The organism is Collinsella sp. AF19-1LB (genome assembly GCF_003459655.1).
In the GTDB taxonomy this organism is placed as follows: domain Bacteria; phylum Actinomycetota; class Coriobacteriia; order Coriobacteriales; family Coriobacteriaceae; genus Collinsella.
In genome coordinates this window covers 1-26,734 of sequence record NZ_QRWO01000018.1, presented here as the reverse complement: position 1 = coordinate 26,734, position 26,734 = coordinate 1, and the positions used below count along the sequence as shown (strand labels likewise).

Here is a 26,734-nt window from a genome sequence, read left to right as displayed (position 1 = left end):
CGTAGTTAAGGAGATACGAAATGTCAGACATTTCGACAGATCGAGAAACCCTAGAAACCGTCAGCCCAAATTTGTCAGACATTGCCCCCACCGCCATCCAAATGCCGGTCGACACGTCACCCTACGCCCCGCCAGTTCGGCCGCAACCCGAACGGACGCACACCGAAATGTCAGCCATCTCGCCGACCCCAAATGCTGCCCAGCCCGTAACTCGCCGCATCACAGTCCGCCTACCGACCGCAGACCTGACCGCCCTCGACGCCCGGGCCGATGCCCTCAACGCCAGCCGAAGCGACTACCTTCGCACCCTAGTTGCCCTCCCGGTGACCCTCGACCTGACATCCATCCGCCATGCCACTCCAGGCTCCGAATCGCTCACCCGTCCGCTCGGCCCAGGCCTAGCCCTCGCGCTCTCCGGCAACCAAACTGAAAGTTTGGCAATCCAAGCCATTACCGACAGCATGCTCGAATCAATCTCCAACGAGGTCCGCGCCATCGGCGTCAACTACAACCAGGCAGTCCGTGCCTTAAATCGCATCATCAAGAAGTACGGCAACCATCGCGCCCTCTCGCAGGATGAGCGAACGGAGATTGTTGAGCTCTATGAGCGCCTCTCAAAGCAGAACAAGGCGATCTATGAGCGCCTCAAGACTCTCGCATCCGATGTCGAGGCCCTGTCCGCCAAACCGTCCGTCAACCTGACTGCTATCGGCTTGGTTCAAACCGAGGCCCCTGTCAATAAAACCGAACCCGAGCGCCGCCGACGAGTTCGCGGCAAAAAACACGGCACACCCCGACCCGACCAATTTGAGGACGGCGATGACTCATGACCTATATGAAGCCCCTCTCCGGTCATAGCTCAGTCAAATGGATTCGCTACTATCTATTCAAGAACGACCGCGCCCTGGACAAGGATTTCCTGAACCTCACCGATCGCGACTGGAAAGGCCGCGACTGGGCGAAAGTGATGGACCGAACTCGCGAGATTTTCGGCAACGACGTGCCGGTCAAAAAGGACACCAAGGTTCGTACTTACGAGCACATGATTATCTCGCTCGACGAAAAGGACAATGGCGTAGAGCTCGATGACTTCCGCGACTTCGTGAACGAGTGGGCTTCCAAATGGTTCGACTCGCGCGGCCCTGAAGGGGAGGGCATCGGGCGCTTCGAGGTGGCCATCGCCTATCACGATGACAACACCGCCCGCGAGGCCGAAGGAAAACAGGGCATCCTGCACGCGCACATCGTCATCAACAACACTGAGCTCGAGACCAAGCGCCGCATCTCCGGTCTTCTTACGACTAAGGTTGTCCAGGCGATGCGAGCTGACTTGCAAACCATGTCGCTTGAACGAGGCTGGCACGCCTTCGCCACCGATGGCAAGTCATACACTCAGGCTGAAATGGACGAAAAGGGCTTGAAAGTTTCCCGCGGCAAGAGGCTCGACCGAGCCATGGCGGCGCTCGATAACGTCCTTGCAAACGAGGCGAAGGGTGCCAAAGTTGAAGACTTTGGCGAGGCCATGCAGCAGCAGTTGGATGAGCGTCGTTCGGTCGAAAAATTGATTCCCGAGACATATACGGACAGCTTGACCGCCAGCCGACGGCCAAGTGACGGTAAGCCCGACTCAACCAATTCCGACAAGTTCACCGGTCTTTCGTACACAACCATGAGGACCGATGACGGCCGCGCCATGCGTCTTGTTGTCCCGCGTGGATTCGGAGACTCCGATACCATGGCGGAGCGGCAAATCGAAACTCGTGAAGGCTGGTCTTGGAAGGATGATATCCGAGACCGCGTGGACGTCGCGATGCGCGTTTCCAAAGGCCCTGTCGATTTCGCATCGAAGCTCGCCGAACTCGGCATCAAGGTCAACTACAACCGTAACGGCGATATCGTCTATCACCATCCAAGTGACCCCGAATCCAGAAAAGTCAAAGGCTCAACGTTGGGCAAGCAGTATTCCGCAATATCGATAGAGCAGACGATGGCAGAAAAATACGCTAGCCAACGTCAAAAAGCTCAAGGACTCGTCAGTCGCGAGCGCTGGATGAACGAGGACGAGCGCTCCGCTGCGATGGCCATCGCCAAGGCGGCAACGCCATGCACCCGTGAGGGAGCGGAACTCATGGGACGCCTGAAAACGACCATTGAGCAAAATGATGCCGCTCCGCGCGACCGCACAGTTCGCGGTTCTAACGTTGAGTATCCGTCTTCCCATGCCAGCTCGCTCGGCATCGAGTACCCCAAGTCTTCCGCGACCGGTGATGGCCGTCGCAAGAAGATGACCGAGGAGGAGATCCTTGATGCGATGGCGGATGTACGCGACGCGAAGGGCTACGGCGGTCTTGCCGCAAACAACCCAACAGGCACTTCCTCCAATTCCGGCAATTCTCAGCATCAGGAAGATGCGACCGAGATTCAGAAAACCAAACATCACTAAGGAGTAGGCATGATTATTGCTATCGAGTACAAGAACGGACGCATGAAGGAGTTCGACACGAGCGCCTTCACCGCCACCAACGCCATGAGTGCGGGCGACAAGACAGCCCGAAACGTCATGACCGAGCTTGACCTACGGCTCGACCTCGTAAACGAGGTTGGTCTGAGACTTGATTTCTATTGGTATGACGCAACGCCCCAGGGACAGCGCGTCGATATTCCAGGTCTCACGGATTCAAAAGGGGACCCCGTCAGCCTCACCTCTGCATCGAGGCGCTTGGGGACCTCCGTGCTCCTCTGCTCCCGCGAAGGCATCAAACAGATTTCCCGCATCATCGTGCAGCGTGCGAACGGGACGGTGGATGCCCTTTGGCGGCAGGGTACGGGCGATTGGCTCATCAACGGGGCGAGGTTCGAGGCTCAGCGCGTGCTTTCCTACACGGACAGTAACGTCACTTCGATGAATTCCCAGGCGGTGTTCGTCTTCAAGTATATGAAGAAGGCTAACCCCTTGATGAGCGAAGAAGAGATTTGCGACCTTATTGGCTACCCGCTCGACGCATACAAGGAGATTCAGCTGGACGAGGCGAAGAACGCCGAGGGAATAGTCGGTGCAGAACTTATCGAATCGGATGATGGAGAGGACTCGGAATATCCTTCCGATTCCGCCGCCCCCGAACCTTCCGATTCAACCTCTAACCCATCCCTCGGGAAGCATTTCGCCGTGGACGATGATGATGACGGATTCGATGACGATGAGGACTCTCTGTTCGATGTCTGACATTTGCCACAGCCGTCGGATTCATGATATTTTGAATGTGCTGGCGTAACCCCAAGCGCCATGAAACAGGAGAGACGAATATACCGCCCGACCGTGCGAGGCACGGCTATCTATTCCAATTTGATTACGCTTGACTGACTCGGTATGACTCGGACCGTCTCTCCGCACGTTCTGACAGGAGATGACAGGTTTGCGGAAGCGTAACGACACCCAGACGGAAAACCAGATGAGCGCCTGGTCGAGGCGGTCTCGATGAAGGCGGCGGTCAAGGTAAGCGAGGCCATCTCTCGGCTTCGCAGGCAGATCGACACGACGGAGCTCGAGGAAGCCGTCGATGATTTCCTCGCGGCTTACGGAGAGCTCCGCAGCCAGTACTACTACGAGGACTCCGAGGCGAAGGCGAACGCAAAGACCGCCTCGACGCTTCTGGAAGCCGTTGACCGCGGGTTGATTGAGCTGCCCCAGACCGACGATGGAATCGTGATTGTCCCAGACATGAAGCTGCGTCTCCCCGATGGGGCGAAGCTCTACGTCAACTCAATCGAAATCGAATCGACCGCGACCGGCCGCGCCCCGATAGTCCGCTTCGAGGATGGCTCGTCTATCCGCTGTCGTCGCGGCTCGGGCGTGCAGATTGTCCGAATGCCCCTGGAGGAGGAGCAGAATGCCGACTGAACGTGACACCCAGCTCGCCCTGCCGTTCCGCATCCCCGTTCTGCGCGTCTTCCTGCTGCCTTTCATGCAAGACGGGAAGCGCGACCGCCTGTTCCTCATTCTGCTTGCCTGCGTCATGTCTACTGCAGGCTTTCTCATGCAGGGAAACGGATCGTATGACTCTGATGGTTGGTTCCTGCTCGGAACGGGAAAGCAAATCGTCGAGAACGGCATCCCGTACACCAACCCTTGGTCATTGGCGTCCTACAGGCCGATTGTCGTCCAGCAGTGGCTCCACGATGTGCTGCTATACGGTTCGTATACCCTGGCAGGATATGCCGGCACGATACTCTATCAGGTCCTCCTCTCCGCCGTCGTTGCCCTCGCGCTGGCCTTTGCAATCCAAGGATTCGGCGATAAACGCCTGACTTTGCCCCGCCTGCTGTTCTGCATCGGCCTAGCCCTTTTCGGGGCGGGAATCTACATCTCAGTCCGTCCTACGGCATGGTCGATGGCATGCATGTGCTTGACTGTCGGTGTCTGCACTCGTTGGAAGCGTACCGGCGACTGGCGCTATCTCATCGCCCTGCCCGCGATCACCATACTGCACGTGAACATGCAATCGGCCATGTGGTTCCTAGATGTCTTCCTCGCTGGGTGCTTCCTTTTGCCCCGTGACCTATCCGAATTCAAAACCACCACTCCCGATGAGATGCTGGCCGAGATCTTCCCGCTAACCATCGCCCTGCCTGCGATGCTTCTCGCCGCTTTCGTGAACCCGTACGGCGTCGATGGCGTCCGCTACGTGATCGACTCGATGGGTGCTGCATCTTACGGAAATGTGATATCGGAGATGAAGCCCGCCTTCGAGGCGACGAACGGGTTCTGCGTCGTTTTCTTCGCGGTCGGCTTCATTCCCACAGCACTTGCCGCCGCCATCTGGCGCAAACGGATCGATGCCCCGCTGCTGGTCATCCTCATCGCCGCCTTGGTCGCGACGATGCTCCATTGGCGAAACGTCTGGATCTTCTCGGTTGCATCCGCCCTCGCCTTCGCGAGCCTGCTGACGGGAATCGAAGACCCTTCCGCATCTAAATCGCACCATGCGGCAAAAACTGCTGCCTTGATTGCCCTCCTTGCCGCAATCGGCCCGCTTGTTGCGAACTGCTGTGTCTGTGCCGCGAACGGCGGACAGTCCTGCTGGCAGACCTCCGAACGCTCGGCAAATTCCCTTGTGAAGGAGATTGCCGAAAGCGGCATCTACGACCCCGTCGTATACGCCGAGGATCCCGTCATATACAACTACCTGGAGTGGGAGGGGATGAAAGTTCCCTTCGACCTGCGACCCGAGCTCTGGGACGATAAGGGTGCGGCGGGAGTCGTCTCCCCATACCGTGACTACGTGGACGGCATGCAATCCAAGAAAGCAAGGCTGTCCTACCTCGCTTCCGGCGATTTCGACTATTACATCGTCTCGACCGCATCGGCGCCTTGGTACGCAACTAAATTGAACCTGCAAACCATTGATTCCACCGACACCCTGACCCTGCTGAAGGATGCGAGGTAGGGAAGTGAAGATCAAAGTCTGGACTTACTCGGAGGGCGATGAATTTCCGATTCGCAGGTCCTCTTTTTTACGCAGGCATTGGAAAACATTTCTGATTGCTTTCTTGGCGATTATCCTCGCCGCTACGGCGTGGTCATCTATTGCGGCAAGTTCTGCGAGTCAGCCGTCTTTCACGCCCGATTCACCCTATGTGTACGATGGTGCCGATGTCCTGGACTCATCCGTTGCCGACACCCTGACGCAGCTAAACGAGACGCTGGAGAGCCAAGCAGATGGCGCACAGCTCTACGTAGTGACTATCGACAGCCTGCCGCTAGCTCAGACTATCGAGGACTATTCGATTGAGCAGGCGCAGCGTATCGGCGCGGGTGATTCCGAAAAGGACAACGGCGTACTCTACACGTTCGTGAAAAACACCCGCCAGGATAGGCTTGAGGTCGGATACGGTCTCGAGGACAGGCTGACGGATTCGGTCTGCGCGAAGATTCTCGACAGCGCCCACGGCTATTACCGAGACCGCGACATCAAAGCCGGCGTGAAAGACCTCGCGCGGGACGTGGCAAACGCAATTCAACCCGACATCGATGGCGGTACCTATTTCAACGATAACGCACAAGATGAGGAACAGCCCGATTTGGCCGCGACCGTGATTGCGTGGATCCTCTTTATCGGCATCATCGTGTTGGCGATTGCGATGCCAAATCCGCGCAACTCGAATTATGTCAGCGATTCCTCCTCCCGCACAGATCACTCGCACAGCTCATCCTCTTATCGCTCTTCACACTCTTCCCACCGGTCAGGCGGCGGCCATTTCGGTGGCGGGGGCGCTTCGGGCAGCTGGTAACAATCCGTCCAGCATCGCAACAGTAATTCACAGAACAGGAGACACGAAATGGAATCCAAAGACAATCGACCCGGAACACCGAAGCTGAAGCCGTGGATGGTGGCGGCATTTGCCATCGTCGTAATCCTCTTCTTGGGGATGGCAATCGGCGGCGGGATGTATAACTCCCTGAATGCCTCACGGCAGACCGTCGATGCCGACTGGGCGCAAGTAGAGAACGTGATGCAGCGCCGTGCTGACCTCATCCCGAACCTCGTCGCATCCGTGAAGGGCGAAATGCAAAACGAGCAGGAGATCTTCAAGTCGATCGCCGAAAGCCGCAAGCAGTTCGAGACATCCGACACCCAGGCGGAAAAACTCGCCGCAGACGACGAGCTGAACGCCCAGACAACCGTTCTTCTGAACGCCGTCAAGGAGAACTATCCCGAACTTGCCTCCTCCGAGCAGGTGAAGACCCTGATGACGCAACTCGAGGGTTCGGAGAACCGAATCTCGGTCGAGCGCAAGCGCTACATCGATGACGTTGCGGGCTACAACAGGAAGGTGACCTCTTTCCCGATGAACCTCATCGCAAAACCCTTCGGTTTCGACAGCGTTGCCCAATACAAAGCCGCACCGTCCGCGGCAAACGTCCCCGTTGTCGATTTCAATTGATATTCGGCCGTAAAACCTTACCTTGATATAGCCTTCCGCCGTTACGGGAGGCTATACTATTATTGATGTACCGGCAAGCGTTCCCCAAGCGCTTCAAGAAGACAGGAAGTGAATATGGCAGCATTCGCAGACCCACGCGAGAGCGGATTCGACCCCGAGCTTGTCAAGACGGCCCTGATGTCGCGCGAGCAATTCAGCTCCAAGCCCCGCAAGTTGGTTCTCGGCATCGACATGGGAATCGCCGATATCGGAATCTGCCTCATGGACGGACTGAACCAAGAGATCGTCCTCATGGCAACCCATCTGTTCGATTGCCCGAGAAATCCGAAAGACCAGACGAGTCTTGCATCTACGAGGCGTCAGGCGAGGTCGCAGCGCCGTAACATCGCCCGCCGCGCGGCGAGGAAGAAGCATATCCGCGAGATTCTGATAGCGCACGGCGTCATTCCCGAGGGCGCGGACGCCGAATGGTTCTCCGTACGCAAGGGCGAACGGGACAACATCCAACTGCGCGTGAAGGGCCTGAGTGAGGTTCTTTCCTGCCGCGAGCTCGCCCGTATCCTCTACGGCTTCGCCTCCCGCCGCGGCTATATCGATCATGGCAAAGCCGACAACGACAAGGATGCCGGCAAGGTGAAGAAGGCCCTGGAAGCCAACGCCGAGATTATGGAAGCGAACGGCTACGAGACGTTCGCCCAATACCTCATAACGCAGACGAAAATCCGCAACCGCCAAAATGACTACTCCCATACCATCGATATCGACATGGTGGTGGACGAGGTTCATACCATTTTCCGCCATCAGCGCGAGCTGGGAAACGAACTTGCCACCGAATCGCTTGAAGGGGAGTATCTCGTCGCCCTGCGCTGGCTTACGGATACGACCAAACGCGACCGGATTATCTACTCCAAGGTCGGTTACTGCACCTACCTCGGCGAGCCGGTCAAGCGCGGACCGAAATCATCCATCTCGTCCGAGATGGTCCGTGCCTACCAGACGCTCGCGAACGTCAAGATTGAGCATATCGGCGGTCCCGCTACGCAGATTGCGCCTGCAGTGCGCAACCAGATAGTCCACGAGCTGTTCAAGGTCTCCAAGAATCCAAAGCCGCTGAAATGGTCGCAGCTGCGCAAGAAGCTCGACCTTGCCGATACCGCCACGTTCGCCGGCATCCGCCAATCCGACGAGGCGAAAGATGCCTGCGTGAAGATTCCCGCATGGAACGCGCTCTGCTCGACACTCCATGCCCTGAACCCAGCCCTGCTCAATCGCCTGCACGATGATATCGACCTCGCCGATGAGGTATGCGCCGCCGCAACGTTTGCATCCTCATCCGAATCTTTCGCCACCCGTATCGCCGAGCGCACCGACGGGTTTACGAAAGAGGACATGGATGCGCTTCTCGAGCTGCCCTATGGCTCGAAGCTGTTCACCGGATACGGCTCGACGAGCTTGAAGGCGCTCCGGATGCTCCGTGATGCGTTCGAGGACACGAAGATCGAGCGCCTTTACGATGCCGAGGTCGCAACGGGGCTGTATGACGCACGTGAGGCACTCGCAGCCAAGCGCAACGCGCCCGATAATGGTTTCCTGAAACCCTATTCGAGCTATTCCCCAATCTGCACCAACCCAGTTGTCCTGCGTTCCTGCGCCCAGCTGCGCCGAATCATCAACTCGATTATCAGGCATTATGGTCTACCCGACACGATTCGCGTCGAGGTGGCAAACGACCTGAAGCACACTGAGCACGAGAAGAAAATCATCACGAGCGGGAACATCTTCAACCGAAGGACAAACGAGAAAGCCAAGGACGATATCGTTCAATTCTTCGGTCTTCCCGATTCCGCCCACGTGAAGGGCAGGGATTTAGAGAAGGTTCGGCTCTATAACGAGCAGGGCGGAAAGGACCCCTACACGGGGCAGGGGATTGACTTCGGTCGCATGCTGACGGAAAAGGACTATGTCGAGATCGACCACGTCCTTCCGTTCTCCCGTTCCTGCGACAACTCGAAGACCAACAACGTTCTCGTCCTGACGAAATCGAACCGCGACAAGGCGAACCGCACGCCCTACGAGTGGATGACCTCGGGCGAGCCGACCGCGCCGAACTGGGACGAGTTCTGCATTCGTATGAATGTCTGGGCAAAAGGCAAGGACCCGAAGCACTACTATTCTTCGAAGCTCGCGAAGTTGAAGGAAGAGAACTTCACGAATAACCTCGATACCTTCATCAGCCGAAACCTGAACGACACCCGTTACATGTCCAAGGATGTCGCGAAATGGCTCACCGACTGCCTTCCATTTCCCGATGACGGGCGCAGACACGTCTTCTGCGTCTCGGGCGCGGCGACGGGTCTCATGCGCCGAGTTTGGCGTATCGGAATCCTCGATGAGGATGGTAAGAAGGACCGAGACGATGACCGCCATCATGCCGTCGACGCCGCGGTGATTGCCGCCTGCACGCCCTCGGTCGTCAAGAGCATCGCCCTCATCAGCGAGGAACACGCCACGCACCGAGATGCCGACCGCCTGTTGAACCGCTCATTGCCCTATCCCGAGTTCAAAAATCAAGTCGATGCGTGGATTCCGTGCATCGTGCCGACCTATTCACCGACCCGCACTGCCACGGGAGCGCTGTTCAAGGAGAACGCCTATTCCTACAGGGGAGTCGACGAGAAGGGCAAAGACCTCATCAAGAAGAAAAAGGGCGCATTGGGCCCCTGCACTACCGCATGGAAGGATGGCAAAGGGACTGCCAGAGCCTACGATGGACAGTACGGCTTGCTTGCCGTTTATAACGAATCGACCTCACGTTGGCTTCTAGACCCCCTTTACTACATCGATGTACAAAGGCGAAAGGCGGAAAAACCGTTCATCAGGAAGTTCTCGAAAGACCTCTCAATCGACTACTGGGAGAAGATTCCACTGACTGGAGACGAACAGACACTATTTTTGAAGCCGGGAGACGTTTTGGCACAGGACGGCCTGGTGGGTCGTTTGCATTCCTACGACATTTCCGTCAACACAGTAAAGATGTATTACGCAAGAGGGGAAATTTCCTTCCAGAAAACTGGCCCGCTCGCGGCCGAGAGGTTCCCGACCCTGTCAAAGTGGAATGACGGGCTGAAGATTATGCAAGAGGATTGCTTAGGCCTCTGCTGGCTCGAATTCCTCACCGATCGAGCGGCCAGTTGCTAGCCGATAACAGACAGTCTTAAGAAGGGGAGTGCGCTGAAGCGCCTTCCCCTTCTTACTAAAACGTCAAGAAGAGCTGCGTTCCGGGTGTCTCATTCCCGCCGGAGTTCGAGGTTCCGGTGTTGACGAGAATCTCCCTGTCAACGTACTGCTTCTCGGTGAACTGCATCGCCACGACATGACCCGCCGGCGGGAGGTTTTTCCTAAGCTGCTCCGTATGGGTCTCAGCAGATGCCCTGCTGAGGAGATTCCGCGAGTAGATGCTGTTCTGCTCCCTGATATAGCCATCATCTTCCAGAAAACGCCTGAACTTGATGTAGGCATCCTTGTTGGATTTCGTCTTCGTGGGGAGATCGAACATCACCAAGAGTCTCATGATTCTCATAGCCTGCCTCTCGTTCTCAGACTGTCCGGTGTAGCCATTTCCAAACCGATAAGTGTGGGCAGCAGGAGCTGATCCGAATCCTTCAGCTCGACCGCCCTTCTCAGGGATTCACAATAGACGTCGATAGCCATCTGAATGGGCATCTCCTTACCGTCCACCAAGACGATAACCGACGTGACCTTCGTCAGGGTATCCTTGTTCATCCTCGATAGAGGACCCAAGATGTTCTCCTTGACCACCAGAAGATCGACGGCGGCTCGGAACGGTTCGATAAGGTCATCAACCAGATTGAAAGCGTTTTCGGCATTGTGGTGATGGATACCGCGCGAAACGAGCCAACCGTGTGATACCGCGCACTGCGCGATACCAGATCTCAAAATTGCATAGCCGAAATCCAGCGGCGCGGTCATGGGGCCTTCCCTGCGCGTTCCATAGGGAAGTAGTTTGGGGAAGTATGCACCCGCAGCGGCGCTCTCCATTTGGGTCTTGTCGTTGCTTCGAACATCCCTGGCATATCCGAGGAGTCTTTTGACATCAGATTGATCCCCACCGCATAACTCAAGACAACGCGCCTGATTCTCAATTTTCCTGCGGACGATTTTTGCCCAGAGCTGGTTTCTGAGCGGTTTCGAGATGGTGAGCTGATGCTCCACGATTTCCGCATGCCTTGAATGTGCGCCTATCGGGAGTGCCAGACCGTTGGGCATATGGTTGGAGCCGCAGAAAAGAATGCCAATACCTTCATCATTGACTTGCCCCATAAGAGAAGCCGTGATCGAAACTTGGGGGTTATCGATTATGATGACCCAGATGTCGGATAGAGGTATTTTATCGAGGACTTTATCCTCATGGCGTTCCTTGATGACAAGGTTATTGTCCTGAACGCAAAGGTACTTTGGAGTGCTGATCGTAACCGTCAATAACATAGGTGGCTCCGTTTTCTGGTATCTTATGAGATATGGACGGGGTCTTTACGTATGTAGACAACTAATCGATATTGTTATTGCCGAATTGGCAGGTTTTATTCACCAATGCACCATATTTGATTGAGCATTTTTCCAAAAACAGGGAAGGAAGGCCGGAGCGGAATGGCGATTATCATCCGAAAAAACGATAATTCGAAGCTGTATTCCGCTGATATTTCCCTGAAAAACGGCCTTCTTGAAAGGCATTTATGGGTGCCAAATATCGTTTTACAAAATTTGAAAATGAAAAAGCCCCTGCTAAAGGGGCTTTTTCGGCAGAGGGTATTCTAGCATCTCAATGAATGGCACTCTGCTAGGGCTTTTTATGTCTACTGAGCTCAAGACCACCAATTCTAGCATCTCAATGAATGGCACTCTGCTAGGGCTCATTGTGCTCCTTACTGGCACAATGAAAGATTCTAGCATCTCAATGAATGGCACTCTGCTAGGGCTACGCGCCCCCTGTACCCGGCGTTTTCCCTATTCTAGCATCTCAATGAATGGCACTCTGCTAGGGCGACTTACGAATAGCCCCGATGAGCTCAGAGATTCTAGCATCTCAATGAATGGCACTCTGCTAGGGCTCAATGATTTTCCCGTTTCCTTACTTTTCCATTCTAGCATCTCAATGAATGGCACTCTGCTAGGGCGGGCCATGACGGTCGGTGCTGCTGCTATTCTAGCATCTCAGCAAATGGCACTTCACAATGATTTTGCCCTAAGCAATGGGTATAATCATCGTACTACATTGTAATACTTTGATTGGAGTGGCCATGGCCATGAGTGCAACAGCTATCAGATTCGATGAGGGCGAGAAGGACTGGATCCAGTCCTATGCGAGCGTTCTCGGCATGTCCTTTTCCGAGTTTGTGAGGAGCGCCGCCCTCGACAAGGTCGAGGAGGCGGCCGACATCAAGGCATACAACGAGGCGCTGGCGGAAGATAACGGCACCCGCTACTCGATGGATGAGGTCCTGCGCATGGCCATGGAGGCCGAATGAGCTTCAGCGTCGTGTGGTCAAAGGCGGCGACCAAGCAACTTCTCAACATCCCGAAGAAACAGCGCCTCATTATCTTGTCTTGGGTTCAGGAGAACCTAGACGGGTGCGACGACCCGCGCCGCGCACCGAACGGAAAACAGCTTCAGGGAACCGATTCCGGTTGGCGCTGGCGCGTCGGCGTCTACCGCATCCTAGGAAGGATTGAAGACGGAAAGGCCGTCATCGAGGTCGTGAGAGTCGGCCACCGCCAGGGTGTCTACAAGAACATGCCGCGGCTGTAACCATCGCGAGGCCAAGACAACCGCAAGCGGTGCCAAACTGCCCGCTTGCGGTTGTCTGAGACATCTCTCCGCACAACAAAAAGGGGAGCCCCTAAAGAACTCCCCAGCACGGCACGGCACGGCACCGAAATTCCTAACCTCTATCCTGCTCGCCAGAAATCTCCTCGCAGTCCTCCTGCTCGAACTCCGCCTCGGCGCTCTTCGCATCGCAGATCTCATCGAGCGACTCGCCGGCCTCCTGTGATTCCGCATTGCCGACCGCCCAGCCATAGACCTCGCAAATTGCAGGCACGATGTCCTGCAAATGACCTTGCTTTTCCGCAAGGGCTACGATTACATCACTGATCGCGGTCTTCGTGCTGAACCCGTTTTCGCTGTAGAGATTGTCCACCTCATCGCCACTGAGATTTTCGATCTCGTTTACGAAATTCGCATCGACGAGCTTGACGATATGGTCTTCCATCGCGCCGACGTATCCCACGGACTCGCTTACGATCAATTCTCCGTCCTTGACCGACAACTCGATAGTGTCTCCGTTCATCTTTTTATAGAGAGCCTCAATCAGATCGCCGGCGTCGTTGATAGCTCCAATTATTTGATATGGGTTGTACTCATCGAGAAATCTGTACCCATCGTCACCGTCTTTGATGAGAGGGATGGACTTATGTATATCGATACCTGAAAGGTTCGCAACCTCGCAGTCTCGCCAGTCGGAATTGTCCTCATAGACTCGCTCGTCCAACTCGTCATAGAACCGCTCATCGATGATATTTTCGATGTTCTCCTTCTGGGCGAACTCGCGATAGGCCTCGACGAAATTGATGGTTTTCTCATCGCGACTGACTGCCTTTTCGATGGCGGCATCGATGGCCGCCTCTTTGACGGCGCCAACAAGGCTCGATGGAACCCAAGTCTCATTCGAGTCGCCCAAACCGAGTTTAGCGCGGACCTCATTGATCCAGTCACCCTTAATGTACTTCTTCTCGCTTTCTCGAGTCGAAGAATCGTTCGTCCAGATGACGTGCTTGTCTTTTCCCATGGCGCCTCCTAAAGCTGTCTTGCCTGCCTATCAGTTTGTCGGGCAGACGGCTCGCGAAGAGACCGTGGGACAGAAATAGAATTGGCCGAGCATGTTGACCGCTCAATGGCAGGACGCTCAGTATCCTGCCGAAACATAGACTAGAAGATAGACTGATAGTTTGCGAAGATGGCTAATCGAATGCTACTATCAGGTTGTGCCGCGAAACCCGCTCCTCAGGTAGTCACACTTTCGGAACGCGGGCAACGCAGGTGCAGTCGAATTGATAGCTCGGTGCCAGCCGGGCTATCTCTTTCTCCCTTCGCCATCCGAGCACATTTTTTTGAGAAGATATACCCTGGCCGGATAGGATGCGTACTGCTGGCTCGATGCCCGACTGAACCGCCTAAGGGGTATAGAAATATAGACCCGATCCCGCTCCCTAGGTTTTTTCAGGAATATCCGAAAAAACCTCCAAAAGAAAAGGGGGCCGACGCATCAGCCCCCTCCAGGTGTCGCCCAAAGGCTTCCACCGCAATTGATTTCATTCTAGGCTCGTTATGAATCGAGTCAATACCCGAAAGCGGGGGAGGGGCATCCGCACCCCCCCCCAAAAAACCGAATGAGGGCCGATTTAAGCCCTCTTTCCTGTGTCTGCTTCCACAGAATCGGCCAGCAATAAAATCGTCCCTCATTCACGGCTAAGGCAAGCCAGGTGCGTATTCGCAACGACCTTGCTTACTCCTTGGGAAGCTCGATGGGGTAGTAGGCCGCTAGGCTGCGGTACTTTCGGTAGAACCCCGACAGCAAGCTCACCACGAGGTGGCTGCACCACTCGATGGAAACGTTGGAGTGCTTGCATGAGAGCCGCACCACCGAGTAGAATTCTGGTTGAAAGAAGCGGACCCCGCGCAGGTGGCTAACCGATTACGCGGGCGATGCGGATTTCAACTTGCAAAGGCCGGGCTGCAACCCCGGCCTTATTTTTGGCTCGGATTGAACGGTTGACGCCTGTGGAGCGGCAGCCGTTATAGTTCAAAGCTCGACGGAAACCATCGAAAACAGGACGATATAGCCGAAAGCGACACTCCCGTACTCTCGATACAACATACGGAAGCGCCGCTTTCATTTGGCATCATATCTTACGAATTCCAACTTCGGCAACCGAATCAAGAAGAGCATATTGCCGCCCCGTCATCACTAGAACAGCATCGCCAAAAGAAAGCTCGTGCGGGGAGGTACGGGCTTAACAGCTGGGATTAGAAGCACCAGGCGGGGCAGACATTGATGACGTCCGGAGCGCCGCCAAAGGACGATGGCTGACCGTTGTCATGGACAAAGAGAAAGGACGTGGAAAGGGTGTTAGGAACCACCGAACGCTCCCACCAATTGCTACCAATCTTCAGGGATTCATTGGCCGAATAGTTATTCGTCACCTTGCCCTTGAACGCCTCGTACTGGGTACCCTCGGAGGAAGTCCAGGGATAGCTGGATGCCCAGTAGGAGGTGGGGACCATCTCGGAGTAGCTGAGCAGGAACAGCTTGTCGGAGGTCGCCGTGACGGCGGCATTCTTTTCGGCACCGCCGACATTGTTCGTGAGCTTGGTGACGGACTTTACCTTCGACTGGAGGTCGGACGGCATGAGTTTCCAAATCTCGCCGGAGTTCATCTTCTGGCGAAGCTCCGACTTCTCCCAGCCGCCGGCGTTTGTGCTCGTGGCGTTCATACGGGAGCTGATGGTCGTCGAGGTAGTGAGGAACGTCAGGCCCGCCTTGCCGCTACCGTCGGCCAAGTCATCGTGGTTGATGCCGATGATGCGATATTGCATCATCTTGCCGTTCGTCAGCTTCATCGAAAACTTAGTGCCGGCATCCATGGCGGCCTTGGCCTTGGCGTAGACCACAGAAGAAGTGCCGTTCTTGGCGATGTCGGTGGCCGCGGCCTTCTGCTCGTCGAGCGTCCAGTCCTTGGCTTCTTTCTGGGCAACAGTCTTCATCGCCTCGCGGTAGGCCTTTTCCTCCGCGCTCATGAAGCTGTCCCCGTCGGCGCCGGAGTCGACCGTGTTGGTGACTTGGTTGAATTGGTTTCTGATGGCGCCGGAGACCTGCGGCCCCGCGAACACGATAACCAGGCCGATGAGGGCGATAATCAGTACGTACTCGATAATCGATTGGCCTCGGAGACGGGTATTCCTAGGAGATACCCCCCCCCCGAAGGTTAATTGCCGCTGCATGCATACGCGACACTCCCTTCGTATGGGAATTGATATTGCACGCAGGAGCGTACGATGCAGCGGGCCAATCAGCTCTCAACGTGCCGCAGCGGCATCCCAAAACACGCAGCTAATACTTCCCGAACGGCAAGCGGGACGCCTTCCTTGGCGTCCCGCAGTACGGCTAGTTGTTATTATTCTCATCCTCCTTTTCATCCCTCTCATCCGGCGCTCATGCGTCGAACCTAACCCCCCCCCCGCTATTCCTCAAAATCGAAATTTTCTCAATTTTGAGGAATAGCCCTTATGCCCTGTCTTTCCCGCTGCGGAGGATCCGTTCTCCCCGATTGAGCCTCAAAGCCCAGCCGTCCCCTCGCTCCGCCAATTGTCGCCACTTTATGAATCGTAGATTCCCATTACGCATATGTGGAATCACGCCTATTATGTAAAACACCGAACGAGTAGGGGATTCTAGCACCCCAATGAATGGCACTCTGTTTGGGTAAGAGGATTCATCCCATAGGATGGATCACTCGCGGAGTATATCCTCTCGGTTGGTTTTGAACGCCAACCGGGAGGTGATCTCCTTTTTCAAATCGCAATTCCAAAAACAAAATCCCCAGACGCTTTCAGTGAAAGCGTCTTTTTTGTATTACAATTACTGGTGACCTCCTTTCGGTGCGCCGTTATTCCTTTTTTGGATTAACGGCGCATTATCTTTCTGTTATACTTAATATCGACCAAGGCGTACCCCAAGCGCCTTGTAGAACAGGAAGATGACAACATGCCCCAGAATCAATACGGTTCGCGTGCATCCCGTTTCCAAAATGGTGCGCGTCATGCCGACTGAAACCGAAGAAACTAAAGCCCAAACGGCAAGCTCCATCATTGCCCCGCAGCAGGAGACGATTGTCCTGACGGCCTGCATGCGATCGAAGGACGTTCGCGAGGACGTTCTCCCGATGCTGCTCGAGGATGATTTCGTCAAGTCTGACCATCGTGCGCTGTTCCGCGCCATCCGCGCCATGCACGAGGCGAACTACCCGATTGACGACGTATCCCTGCTCGACTACCTGAGATCCAACCGTGAGCTGGATGCCGCGGGCGGGGAGCAGACCGTCGGGCGTATGTTCGAGTCCGACATGCCACTGCTGTCCTGGCAGACCGCATATGACCGCCTCATCGATGCCTCGAGGCGAAGGTCGCTCGTGACGGCGATGAACGAGATTGAGGCCGAGGCCTACGAGACCCCGACCGATATGAAGGCATTCGTCTCGAAGGTCGAGGGCTCGATCGCGCAGGTGGCCGAGCGCCGCGATATGCGCCCCTATCGGCACATCTCATCGTTCCTCACCGCAGCCGTGGACGAGGCCAGAAACCTCGATAGCGTCCCCTTGGACTCCACCGTCGTGAACACGGGCTTTGCAACCCTGGACGAGATGCTGGCAGGGCTGCGAGCAGGCCAGCTGATCGTAGTCGGCGCGAGGCCGGCCGTCGGTAAGACCTCATTCGCTCTCACCCTCGCGCTCAATGCCGCCCGCCAGGGTGTGAAGGTCGGCATCTTCTCGCTCGAAATGTCAGGCAAGGAACTTGCCCAGAGAATCATCTGCGCTGAGTCAGGCGTCTCGATTTCCCATTTCCGCATGGGAACCATTCCCAAGGCTTCATGGGATGCCATCGCGGCCGCCTGCTGCGATATCCCCGGCAACGACATCGAGATCGAGGACAAGGCGAGCGTCACGATAGGGGACATCCGCGCGACCGCCGCCCGCATGATGCGCGGCGCAGAGCGCGGGCTGATTGTGATCGATTACCTCCAGCTCATCTCGTCCGTATCAGATGGCACCAAGTACCAAAACCGTGCAGTCGAGGTCGGCGAAATAAGCCGCCGCCTGAAAGTGCTCGCCAAGGAGCTGGGCGTCCCCGTGGTCACGCTGGCGCAGTTGAGCCGCCAGGCCGAAGCCCACCCGGGCCTGCCGCGCCTATCGGATCTTCGCGAGTCGGGATCCATCGAGCAGGACGCGGACACGGTCCTATTCCTGTCACGCGACCCGGACGAAATCACGGACGAAAAATCGGGTTCAAGGCAGGTCATCCTGTCGGTCGCGAAAAACCGCAGCGGCCCCACAGGCGAGATCGACATGCTGTTCGTCCCCACGAGCACGAAATTTTACGAGGTGGGACCCAGAAAGGAGGCCCATGATGAGTAAGAAGAAGACCAAGCGCAACTCGAACAAGATCATCGGTCGCTGCCTTGAATCGGATGCCCATGCACAGACCATCGACGAGGGCTTTGCATTTCTCGACCGTCCGATTCTCAAACCGCGCGAGGCTCTCGCGTATCAGTGGGCGCTGCGCAACATCGCGCTTCAGAACCTGCGAATCAAATCGGAAAGCACTCGCGATGCGATAGACAACGGAACGAGCTATTTTTCCGACGGTGCGATTAAGGTGAAGGCCCATATCTTGAGCGGCATCGCCACCGACGTCCGCTTCGCCACCGATGACCCGGATGCCCCCATCGACCGGATCATGATGTCGTTCGTAAAGGTTTACAACGAACAGCAGCATAGATGGTGTCCCGTGGATTCCCATCTCTGGCTATTCGCAGACAAGCTGACCGTGCGCCCAGGAGAGGGCTGGGAAGAGCGAGAGGATGGCGAGGGCTTCGGAGTAGCATTAGGCGACCGCGTCGTATTCCTCGCCGAGGATAGGCTTTATGACGGACCGAAAGGCATGCGCCGACATGGGGCAGGGGAATGGTCGGTGTTGTCGTCCCAGCTGATGTACGGGACGAACAACAAGAGGAAAGCCCGCATCTGCGAGGTTCCCCGCAAAGTGGTAACCGATGGCTACCTGATGTTTCTCACGAAACGAGGCGAGCAGGTCGGTATCGCGCTCATGAATAACGAGGAATGGGCGGAATGTCAGGAGCGCTGTCAAGCGGCGGCAATGAAAGAGCCTTGGAGTCTCGTTGCCTACCTCGAGCAGGCCAAACGCCCCCTAATAATATAAAGGAGATACATGATGATTCAAAAGAAAACGCCGCGCTGTTCCCGAGTGGTCCTAGTCGAACCGACGAGGACCATCTATGGGCACATGGTTTTCAAGTTCACGGGTAACGCCGAGCGGGTAACCACCGGTTTCATCGAGAGGGAGAATCGGGACGATGGTTCCGTTGTGTGGCGTCCGTATATCCGCTCAACGACGCGCTCCGGGTATTGGAATGCCGGACCGATGAAAGAGTTCGTTGACGGGTACAAGTCGGAGGAGGATGCCATGACGGCGCTTCTGGACGAGGCTCAGGAGGTTCTTTGGAGTAGCTAATGGTCGAGATTGAACCCAACCGGCTGCACAGGCGCTTGAAACGCGCCTTGACGGCCAAAGGCATCTCTCAGCGCGAGCTGGGCAGAAGGATTGGGGCGACGCAGGCGAGTGTCTCGCACTATGTGAAGGGAAAGCGCCTGCCGGGAACGGTCGTCCTATACAAAATCTGTAAGGAACTGGATGTCTCAGCGGATTGGCTGCTGGGGCTGAAGCGAAAGGAATCGGACATGAACGATGGCAATTGGATTGATGACGGGATTGTGCCCTACCGCACGGCGGATGATTGCTCCCTTGTCGCCCGCATCGAGCAGGCGGAAGACGGCTCATTCGAATTGGGAATCCTCGAGGGCGACACCGCCTGCGAGCTGTTCGCCCAGCGGTTCGACTCGATGGACGCGGCCAAGAAGTACGGCGATGGCATTCTTGACCAGAAGCTGCAAAGGGACAAGGCGATCACGCTTATCGAGGACGAACTGGACGGCGTACTGAGTCCCAACCTGTCGGACGAGGACTACCTCGCAAGCGCGTCGCTCGATCGCGACACGATGCGCACGCTGGTGGTAAACGCCGTCCCGATTTGCACGGGTCCCACCAATCAGGAGGTTGCCGTGGCGTTCTCCATTTCAGGCCCCGACGGCATCGAGCTGGAGACGGAGCAGGAGCAGGCTGCCTTCGACCTCGCGACCGAGCGAGCCGTGTTCCTCTCCGGTATCTGGTCGGTCTACGCAACGCCGGCGGCTGCGATTGAAGCCGTGAAGGGGCTCATCGCCAAACTTGAAAAAGTCTATCCATCCCTGAACCGATAGAAAAAACGCACTACCTGTCGGCAGTTTCTCTATCTGTAGCCTCCCTTGTCGCGGCACCTGCCTCCATGAGGGAGGCCTCTTCATTCTTGTCGCCCATCATCTCATCAAGAGATTTTTCCTTTTTCTTATTATTCTTATTATTCTTATTGTCCTCGTGCGCGGTGTTCGACTTCTCACGGAGCGCTTTGGCAAACTCCCCGATCTTGTCTCGCCCGATGGTCACATAGGTATTCTTACCGCCATCGTCACGGGACAGCTTCAAGTCATACCTTCCATTGAGCATAATCTGGAGAGATCCCTCATTCGCGGCGCGGTCGAGGTATTTGTCTACTACGACCACCTTGGCGGTAAAGCCGCCGAGACCGTAGCCATCGACCGCGACGCCATGAGGCACCGAGAAGGTAACCGAATTGAGCACCTGACCGTATTGATTGGTTTTCGTCTTACCGTCCTTATCGGTCATGGTCTCGCTGTCGACGATGTTGCCGTACGGGATGATGACCTTCGGATTGTCGAACGCGACATCCTTATCGATCTTCCTGGTTCCGAGATATTGCCCATTGAAGGGCGTCTTGCCCGGATCGGTCTTCTTCTCATCGGCCCGGGTCGCACCCAATGCGCTCGCGACCGCCAGCTTTTCAGGTTTCCGACTCGCCGAGGCCGCGGGCACATCGGCATCTCTATCAAATGTCTTTGCATCCTTACTCTTCGGGATGTTGATGAGCTCTTCGCAGCATTTCTCGAGGTTCGAGACGAAAGTCCCGATTTTATCCTGCCCCACGGTCAGCTCGATGGCGCGACCGTCCTTGAAGCCGCTGAGCTTCAAGGGTCGCGAGTCGTTGAAGGAGGCCTGGAGGATACCCGTCTTCTCCGCCCGCTCGAGGTACTTGTCGGGATTGATGATCTCGACCCGAAGCCCGTCCATGCTGTAGCCATCCAGCTCCATCTTGCGCGGCAGGCGGATCACGATTCGCGACATCTCCTGTCCATATCGGCTCGTCACGGGTGTCCCGTCTCGACGCACCGCAGCCGTGGAGGAGATGACACTCGAGTAGGGGATATTGATGACCGTCTTCTCGATTTTATCCTTTCGGTCTTTCGAGACGATGCCGATGACTTGTCCCTTTTGCACGGTCTGCAGATCGGAATCGACCGGATCGATTCTCTTCACGCGACCCAATCCGAGTTTCTTCAGAAAGTCGAATCCGCCGAGCAGAGTGGTGTTCTGGCTATCGTTTTTCGGCATGATGCCTCCCTAATATCGCAAATCTATTTATCAAGGTATCTACCGAACGCGAAATCGAGGCGGACGGGACGAAAGAAGTCAAACGGCCGGCCGATAATCCTTATCCATATTGACGGGGTGATATACTTTTGTTATCATAAGAGTCGTAATCGATAGATAGATGCGTTTCCCCAAGACGCATCGGACAGGAGATTGACAATGTCAGATTTCAATAAGCCGAAAATCCGGCTGCATACGGTCAATATGCGCGAACAGTTCGTGGCCCCTTTGATGGATGGTCGCCTCAAGGCGATAACGCGCCTGAACGGACGCGGCTACAACACGGGGGACTACCTACGCTTTAGCGTGCTGCCGATGCAGTCCTCGGATGTCCAGTTTTCCATGACCACCGATGACGAGCGCGAGGCGCTCCAGAATCGATTCTACAGGGTCACCTTCGCCATGTACGGCAAGGGGCTGAAGGAGGGCTATGTGACGCTCTCATTGGAACTCATCCGCGAGAAAGCCATCATGGACACCCTCCGTTCCGAGATCGATAGGATGGCCAACAACGGGCAGAAAGTTGAGAATCCGCTCGACGCCTACGCAGATCTCTTCGACACCGCCTATCCCCAGGGTTATGATTCCCCGTATACGAAACGTCACGCCCAGCCCAGTCTTGACAGCATCGCCGAGGTAGCCACCGAGGCGGCGTCCAGCACAGAGCGACCGCGCGGCTGCTGACTTCAAGGAGTGCCCCATGCAAGCCATCACCCTCTTCCTCTCCGACCCCTATAACGTGGCCGGCATCCTTCTGTTCGCCTATATCTACTTCATGGTCTGCAAGCGGATGCTGCACTTCCGCGCATTCAATGTATGGAACGCGAAGACGAACCCGAATGCTTGGTGGCGCTTCGACCGTAGCTCCATCAAGTACGCCTACAGGCATGGGCGCCGCCACATGCCCAAGAAGATCGAGGATTTCTGCATCATGGTGAACCGCGTGATGTACCGCCGCGAGATTCTCGTGAAACTCTACGGCGAAGACGGCAACGACCTCCACATGCCCACCGTCTGGATGAAGAGATCCGATCTGACGCGCAAGGAGCGCATGACCAAGACGATTAAATGCTGCCCCGTCTCCTCGCCTGACAAGCACGGCTTCGCGTTCATCACGGAGAATCACGCCTACATCAGCGCAGTCGAGACCCTGGCGGGTGCGACCCGTCTTGCCGGAAAGCCTTACAAATATGCCTCCCTCGACCACTACGAGATGATCCAGATGCCGCAAGAGCTGTTCCTGAAGGACGAGGTCGTCAAGGCCCGCGTAGAGCGCCTGAAGGAGGACCACGCTTTCATCGTCCGCCATTACAAGCGTGCAGCCCTGTCGTACCGCTTGGCCTACGGCCGCTGCCTGCCGCTCAAGTACTTCCTGCCCCATTACCAGTACAGCCCGATCAGCCACGACATGGCCATCATCTAAGCCCTGTCCCCGCAGAAGCCTATAATCACTTGATATCTAGACCAGATTGGAAACTGCCATGAACACCGACATGAATCCCGAGAACATCAACCCCGACAGCTCCGACAATCTCAACGCCGATAACGAGGAAACCCAACTCATGGATACCCCCGATAACCCCATCGCCGCAGATGTCACCACCGAGCTTCCGCTTGCCAAAGACCTGGAAGATGCCGTGGCACCCGACCTGGACGCTACCGCCGATGACTCCCAGACACCCAGGCGTCCGAGTGGCCTGAAGCGCAAGCTCGTAGCAGGCGGCGTAGCGCTCGCCATCGTCGCGGCACTCGGCATCGGCCTATCGCTGAACCACGAGGCCGTGAACATCCCCGACAACGCACCCGTCGCATCCATCGTCGGCAAGAAGGACTCCAAGACCTATCCCGCATCCGTGACGCTTACGGCCGACGGCTGGAGCGAGGGGGACGGCGAGTTCTCCTACGAGATCGTCGATGCCGACGGCGAGTCCGCCGCCAAGGGGGATATCAAGCCGGGCAAGGAGGCTTCCGTCGACCTACCGAAGGGTGCCTACGCCCTGAACGTCACCTCTATCCCCACCGCCAAGGACGGCAAGACCACCTGGCTGGTGCCGGACGCGGTTGATTTCGTCGTCGAGGGCAAGGGAGCCTCGGTCAAGGTGAGCCTCACCAAGGTCGACATGACCGACGATGCGGCAGTGGACGCGGCAATCGAAAATCTCCCCGAGGAGGAGCGTGCCGCCGCCAAGAAACTCATCGAGGCCAAGCGCGAGAACCCGAACGCCAGCACGGTCAGCGCACCCGTATCCAAACCCAGCAGCTCCACCGTCCAGCAGGCCGGCGCGGCAAACGGCTCATCCGGCAAGGGCGATTCCAAGCCCGCATCCAAGCCCTCCGGCTCCAGTTCCAGCTCCAACAAGAATGACTCGAAGCCGTCCTCGGGCTCTGGCTCGAGCTCGAACAAGGGCGATTCCAAGCCCTCCGGCTCGAACAAGACCGACAAGCCCGCATCCAAGCCCGACAACTCCGGCAACTCCGGCAGCGGCTCGGGATCCGGCAGCTCCAAACCCTCCAAGCCCGCTGAGTCCGAGAAGGTCTGGGCAATCGTAACCCCCGCTTGGGACGAGCAGATCTACCACCCCGCCGTCACCCACACCGAGACCCAGAAGAAAAAGGTTGGCGTCCAATACCGCGCAACGGATGGCACCCTCTTTGATAACGAAGATGCTTGCTCTGAGTATTGTTGGGATAACGGACTCCAGTACGGATGCCTGCCCAAGTATGAGGAGGTCACCGTCACCGTAACCGATCAGGAAGCATGGACCGAGACCATCCACCACGAAGCCGTCTGGGGTTGGGTCAACAAGTAAGATGACCGAATCAAGGAGGGGTGTAGATTATGTTGCTACGTACCTTTATCCATGGGCTTGTGAGCGGAACCAAATCAAGCGACCTGAAAGCATCAACATCGACAGGCTTCGAAAGCAGCTCAAGCGAAAGCGGGAATCCTTCGAAAAGTCGTTCACCCGAATCGAAATGACCAAGGAACACCTGAACGAGATAATGGCGAGCCTTTGCAAGAAACTGATGATCGATAAAAGCGATTTGGTCGCGATCCACGAGGCCGCGCTCGTCGCCCTTGGAATCGACAGTAATGCAGTTCCGTACGGGTTGGACTTTCTCGTCTTGCGGGGTCTAGGGGATGCGGGTGTTTCCAAGTTATCCATCGATGGCTTCGATATCCGTCTTCATGCGCCCGAGAATTTTGAAGCGAATGGCCCTATCTCCCTTGTTGCCCCCAGAGGCATGGATTTCCCGTCTCTTGCTCCCGAGACCATCTTAGAGACAATTTCCAAGTCTCCGAGCTGCAGGTACCTGATGGAACAGAGGGCTGCGTTGGCGGAGCTGCTGCACTTCGACGATATGGACGATGACGAGCTCCGCCAATTTGCCGCCTATGTCAGGCCGTGATTTCATAGGATTCAGCGAAGGATGCTGTCACGTCCACCGTTTAATGAGGTACCGCCCTGAAATATCTCGTTGAAGATTCCGATAATCCTGCGCCCCCTGTTCAGGACTACGCCGAGGCCAAGGAAATCGTCCGCCAAGTACTCGGCTCCCATCCTTCGGTGAAGCAAGCTGCCATGTTCGGCTCTTTCGTACGCGGCGAGCAGACGGGCTCCTCCGACGTCGACCTGCTTCTCCAGGTCGACAGCAAGAAGGCCTTCGAAGTCGTCGGCATCGGCCTCGACTTGGCCGAGAGGCTTGGACGGGACGTAGACATGCTGGCGACTCTCTGCGGAGCCCAGAGCGGTTTCATCGAGAACCTGAATAGAGAAGGACGCATCATCTACAGTAGGGAGCTATAGAGTATGAGAACACTTGAAGAGGCGCGAAACACCCTTCAGATTTCGCAGGAAGATATCGACTTCATCATCGAAGGAATCCTGCGCGCTGGTGAGCCGATCGTCATCATCGCCTACGGCTCTCGGGCTCGCGGCGAAGCCGATGAATATAGCGACTACGACATTCTCTGTCTTTCCGCCCTTGAGGGATGTGAGCTTAAGGAATACTCGCTTGCAGCCGATGGGGAGCTATGGGGACTCGCTCGCGACTTGGACTTTCTCGTCCTGAACGTCGATGAGTTCAGAGCCGGTCTGAAAGCCGGAAACGAGTTCGCATGCGACGTAGACCGAGATGGTGTGGTTCTCTATGGAACAGTTTAACGCATACGAGGATTACTACGGAAATCTGCTATTCGCCGCCTACGGTTGGGGAACAAGTAGAATAGAACTGATACCCTGATAGTACCAAGGGAGGTGCCACCTTGAAATATCTTGTTGAAGATTGCGAGAACCCATCAATCCCCGTGAATACGCTTGCGGATGCCGCAAGCCGCGCCCGAGCAGTGTTTTCCGACTACCCATGCGTGGTCAAAGCGGTTCTATTTGGCTCGTTCTCGCGAGGTGAGCAGACAGATGCGTCCGACGTTGATTTTTTCCTCGGCCTCGATTCGACCTGCGCATCCTCAGACTACCTGTCCTTGCTCGACTCACTTGCCTCGGCGCTCGGAAGGGATGTCGATGTCACGGTGAAGCTGAAGGGCGCCACGGACAGGTTCGTATACAACCTCAAAACGGAAGGGAGACTCATATATGACAGAGCCAGAAATCGAGATATTCCATCAAATGCTGCTTAGATGCGATGATATTGCAGGGAAGCTCGACTATTTCGATGTCGATGAGAGCCTATGGCAACACAGCCCCTACATTAGGGACTCTTTTCTCATTTCGGTTTCGCAAATAGGCGAACTCGTCTCCAAAATCAGTCCCGAGACGTGCCGCCGGTATTTTCCCGATATCGAATGGCAGCAAATTAGGGGAATGCGAAACATCATTGTGCATGTCTACGCTAATGTCGATTACGATATCGTATGGGATGTCGTCAACGAGGAGGCTCCCAAGCTCAAGCAGACCCTCCTCAAAAACGATGATATCCGCCGTGAGTATGAGTCCACGCTTGTGGTTGAGGAGGACATCGAAGAAGACATCCTCGGGTATTTCGGCGCTCTCGATCCGATTGTCGGCGATGGTGCTGATGGACGCATTCCGCAAGACGGCAATCGCCCTTAAGGGCACTAATCAACCCATTAAAACGATAAGGGGCCAGAGATAATATCTCTGGCCCCTTTACTTACTTCCTCCTGACGCCCACCACGCCGTCCGAGACGACCTCGCTCCAGCGGATGTAACGCACCGTATCCATGGCTAGCTTTACTGCGCTGCCAGCTCGTGCTCGCGAGCACGAGCGCCCAGAGACATCAATTTCGGATGCCGTCGCAGCGTTCGCCTCGTCCGCGTCGAGCCACGCTTCGCA

General features: G+C 56.1%; 29 protein-coding genes and 1 CRISPR repeat array. Of the genes, 22 read left to right on the top strand and 7 right to left on the bottom strand.

The window, feature by feature from the left end; translation table 11 throughout:
• Positions 1–167: 167 nt before the first annotated feature.
• From DWX39_RS06530 to cas9, 8 genes are all read left to right on the top strand, one after another.
• The gene (locus DWX39_RS06530; RefSeq protein WP_147336384.1) at positions 168–830 is read left to right on the top strand and encodes a hypothetical protein; all 663 of its coding nucleotides are present in this window, start codon (positions 168–170) and stop codon (positions 828–830) included.
• Positions 827–2,443 carry a relaxase/mobilization nuclease domain-containing protein gene (locus DWX39_RS06525; RefSeq protein ID WP_117758916.1) on the top strand — a complete coding sequence of 539 codons (1,617 nt, stop codon included), beginning with the start codon at positions 827–829 and terminating at the stop codon, positions 2,441–2,443. Before DWX39_RS06530 ends, DWX39_RS06525 begins: the two co-directional genes overlap by 4 nt.
• Before the next feature lie 9 nt (positions 2,444–2,452).
• The gene (locus DWX39_RS06520) at positions 2,453–3,223 is read left to right on the top strand and encodes a hypothetical protein (protein ID WP_117758915.1); all 771 of its coding nucleotides are present in this window, start codon (positions 2,453–2,455) and stop codon (positions 3,221–3,223) included.
• Between the two features lie 252 nt (positions 3,224–3,475).
• Positions 3,476–3,898: a hypothetical protein gene (locus tag DWX39_RS06515; protein WP_117758914.1), complete on the top strand. Its 423-nt coding sequence runs from the start codon at positions 3,476–3,478 to the stop codon at positions 3,896–3,898.
• Positions 3,888–5,444 carry a hypothetical protein gene (locus DWX39_RS06510; protein WP_117758913.1) on the top strand — a complete coding sequence of 519 codons (1,557 nt, stop codon included), beginning with the start codon at positions 3,888–3,890 and terminating at the stop codon, positions 5,442–5,444. Before DWX39_RS06515 ends, DWX39_RS06510 begins: the two co-directional genes overlap by 11 nt.
• A 4-nt stretch (positions 5,445–5,448) precedes the next feature.
• On the top strand, positions 5,449–6,288 hold the full coding sequence (locus DWX39_RS06505) for a YgcG family protein (protein ID WP_158561634.1): 840 nt from the start codon (positions 5,449–5,451) through the stop codon (positions 6,286–6,288).
• 48 nt (positions 6,289–6,336) lie between these two features.
• Complete coding sequence (locus DWX39_RS06500; protein ID WP_199411455.1) at positions 6,337–6,942, top strand: LemA family protein; 606 nt, start codon at positions 6,337–6,339, stop codon at positions 6,940–6,942.
• A 114-nt stretch (positions 6,943–7,056) separates the two neighbouring features.
• The gene (gene cas9, locus DWX39_RS06495; RefSeq protein ID WP_199411454.1) at positions 7,057–10,140 is read left to right on the top strand and encodes a type II CRISPR RNA-guided endonuclease Cas9; all 3,084 of its coding nucleotides are present in this window, start codon (positions 7,057–7,059) and stop codon (positions 10,138–10,140) included.
• A 55-nt stretch (positions 10,141–10,195) separates the two neighbouring features.
• Here cas9 and cas2 read toward each other — a convergent pair whose 3' ends face one another.
• Positions 10,196–10,522 (bottom strand): CRISPR-associated endonuclease Cas2, encoded by a 327-nt coding sequence (cas2, locus tag DWX39_RS06490; RefSeq protein WP_117758911.1) that lies wholly within the window; start codon positions 10,520–10,522, stop codon positions 10,196–10,198.
• Complete coding sequence (gene cas1, locus DWX39_RS06485) at positions 10,519–11,448, bottom strand: type II CRISPR-associated endonuclease Cas1 (protein ID WP_117758910.1); 930 nt, start codon at positions 11,446–11,448, stop codon at positions 10,519–10,521. The genes cas2 and cas1 overlap by 4 nt, the downstream gene beginning before the upstream one ends.
• A gap of 323 nt (positions 11,449–11,771) precedes the next feature.
• Positions 11,772–12,199: a CRISPR direct-repeat array (repeat unit 36 nt; unit sequence ATTCTAGCATCTCAATGAATGGCACTCTGCTAGGGC).
• 67 nt (positions 12,200–12,266) lie between these two features.
• Here cas1 and relB point away from each other — a divergent pair.
• Together relB and DWX39_RS06475 are read left to right on the top strand one after the other, a co-directional pair.
• Entirely contained in the window at positions 12,267–12,488 is a 222-nt protein-coding gene (gene relB / locus DWX39_RS06480) for a type II toxin-antitoxin system RelB family antitoxin (protein ID WP_233508894.1), read from the top strand.
• Entirely contained in the window at positions 12,485–12,769 is a 285-nt protein-coding gene (locus DWX39_RS06475) for a type II toxin-antitoxin system RelE/ParE family toxin (RefSeq protein WP_117758908.1), read from the top strand. Before relB ends, DWX39_RS06475 begins: the two co-directional genes overlap by 4 nt.
• 133 nt (positions 12,770–12,902) lie before the next feature.
• On the opposite strand, the gene DWX39_RS06470 is transcribed toward DWX39_RS06475, so the two are convergent.
• From DWX39_RS06470 to DWX39_RS06465, 3 genes are all read right to left on the bottom strand, one after another.
• Positions 12,903–13,808: a hypothetical protein gene (locus DWX39_RS06470; protein ID WP_117758907.1), complete on the bottom strand. Its 906-nt coding sequence runs from the start codon at positions 13,806–13,808 to the stop codon at positions 12,903–12,905.
• 717 nt (positions 13,809–14,525) lie between these two features.
• Entirely contained in the window at positions 14,526–14,663 is a 138-nt protein-coding gene (locus tag DWX39_RS11015) for a hypothetical protein (protein ID WP_158561633.1), read from the bottom strand.
• Between the two features lie 383 nt (positions 14,664–15,046).
• Positions 15,047–16,021, bottom strand: a complete 975-nt coding sequence (locus tag DWX39_RS06465; RefSeq protein WP_147336383.1) for a DUF6273 domain-containing protein — start codon at positions 16,019–16,021, stop codon at positions 15,047–15,049.
• 818 nt (positions 16,022–16,839) lie between these two features.
• Here DWX39_RS06465 and DWX39_RS06460 point away from each other — a divergent pair.
• The 4 genes from DWX39_RS06460 to DWX39_RS06445 are packed head-to-tail and all read left to right on the top strand — an operon-like array spanning position 16,840 to position 20,133.
• The gene (locus tag DWX39_RS06460) at positions 16,840–18,210 is read left to right on the top strand and encodes a replicative DNA helicase (protein ID WP_158561632.1); all 1,371 of its coding nucleotides are present in this window, start codon (positions 16,840–16,842) and stop codon (positions 18,208–18,210) included.
• Positions 18,203–19,015, top strand: a complete 813-nt coding sequence (locus DWX39_RS06455; RefSeq protein ID WP_117758904.1) for a hypothetical protein — start codon at positions 18,203–18,205, stop codon at positions 19,013–19,015. The genes DWX39_RS06460 and DWX39_RS06455 overlap by 8 nt, the downstream gene beginning before the upstream one ends.
• A 9-nt stretch (positions 19,016–19,024) precedes the next feature.
• The gene (locus DWX39_RS06450) at positions 19,025–19,327 is read left to right on the top strand and encodes a hypothetical protein (RefSeq protein ID WP_117758903.1); all 303 of its coding nucleotides are present in this window, start codon (positions 19,025–19,027) and stop codon (positions 19,325–19,327) included.
• The gene (locus DWX39_RS06445; protein WP_117758902.1) at positions 19,327–20,133 is read left to right on the top strand and encodes a helix-turn-helix domain-containing protein; all 807 of its coding nucleotides are present in this window, start codon (positions 19,327–19,329) and stop codon (positions 20,131–20,133) included. The genes DWX39_RS06450 and DWX39_RS06445 overlap by 1 nt, the downstream gene beginning before the upstream one ends.
• Before the next feature lie 10 nt (positions 20,134–20,143).
• Here the strand turns inward: DWX39_RS06445 and DWX39_RS06440 are convergent, their stop codons facing one another.
• A complete protein-coding gene (locus DWX39_RS06440; RefSeq protein WP_117758901.1) occupies positions 20,144–21,379 on the bottom strand; it encodes a hypothetical protein in 1,236 nt (411 codons plus the stop codon).
• A gap of 198 nt (positions 21,380–21,577) precedes the next feature.
• On the opposite strand from DWX39_RS06440, the gene DWX39_RS06435 reads away from it, so the two are divergent.
• The 8 genes from DWX39_RS06435 (at position 21,578) to DWX39_RS06400 (ending at position 26,490) form a co-directional block, all read left to right on the top strand.
• Entirely contained in the window at positions 21,578–22,102 is a 525-nt protein-coding gene (locus tag DWX39_RS06435) for a DUF3850 domain-containing protein (RefSeq protein WP_117758900.1), read from the top strand.
• Positions 22,103–22,118: 16 nt separating this feature from the next.
• The gene (locus DWX39_RS06430) at positions 22,119–22,841 is read left to right on the top strand and encodes a hypothetical protein (protein WP_117758899.1); all 723 of its coding nucleotides are present in this window, start codon (positions 22,119–22,121) and stop codon (positions 22,839–22,841) included.
• Between the two features lie 58 nt (positions 22,842–22,899).
• Positions 22,900–24,228, top strand: a complete 1,329-nt coding sequence (locus DWX39_RS06425; RefSeq protein ID WP_117758898.1) for a hypothetical protein — start codon at positions 22,900–22,902, stop codon at positions 24,226–24,228.
• 1 nt (position 24,229) lies between these two features.
• The gene (locus tag DWX39_RS06420; RefSeq protein WP_117758897.1) at positions 24,230–24,829 is read left to right on the top strand and encodes a hypothetical protein; all 600 of its coding nucleotides are present in this window, start codon (positions 24,230–24,232) and stop codon (positions 24,827–24,829) included.
• A 56-nt stretch (positions 24,830–24,885) separates the two neighbouring features.
• Positions 24,886–25,227 carry a nucleotidyltransferase family protein gene (locus tag DWX39_RS06415; protein WP_117758896.1) on the top strand — a complete coding sequence of 114 codons (342 nt, stop codon included), beginning with the start codon at positions 24,886–24,888 and terminating at the stop codon, positions 25,225–25,227.
• 3 nt (positions 25,228–25,230) lie between these two features.
• The gene (locus DWX39_RS06410) at positions 25,231–25,584 is read left to right on the top strand and encodes a nucleotidyltransferase domain-containing protein (protein WP_117758895.1); all 354 of its coding nucleotides are present in this window, start codon (positions 25,231–25,233) and stop codon (positions 25,582–25,584) included.
• A gap of 101 nt (positions 25,585–25,685) precedes the next feature.
• A complete protein-coding gene (locus DWX39_RS06405; RefSeq protein ID WP_117758894.1) occupies positions 25,686–26,057 on the top strand; it encodes a nucleotidyltransferase family protein in 372 nt (123 codons plus the stop codon).
• Positions 26,014–26,490, top strand: coding sequence for a DUF86 domain-containing protein (locus DWX39_RS06400; RefSeq protein WP_117758893.1), 477 nt, complete (start codon positions 26,014–26,016; stop codon positions 26,488–26,490). Before DWX39_RS06405 ends, DWX39_RS06400 begins: the two co-directional genes overlap by 44 nt.
• Before the next feature lie 61 nt (positions 26,491–26,551).
• Here DWX39_RS06400 and DWX39_RS11010 read toward each other — a convergent pair.
• Positions 26,552–26,734 (bottom strand): hypothetical protein (locus DWX39_RS11010; RefSeq protein WP_158561631.1); only part of this gene is annotated, 183 nt, incomplete at its 5' end.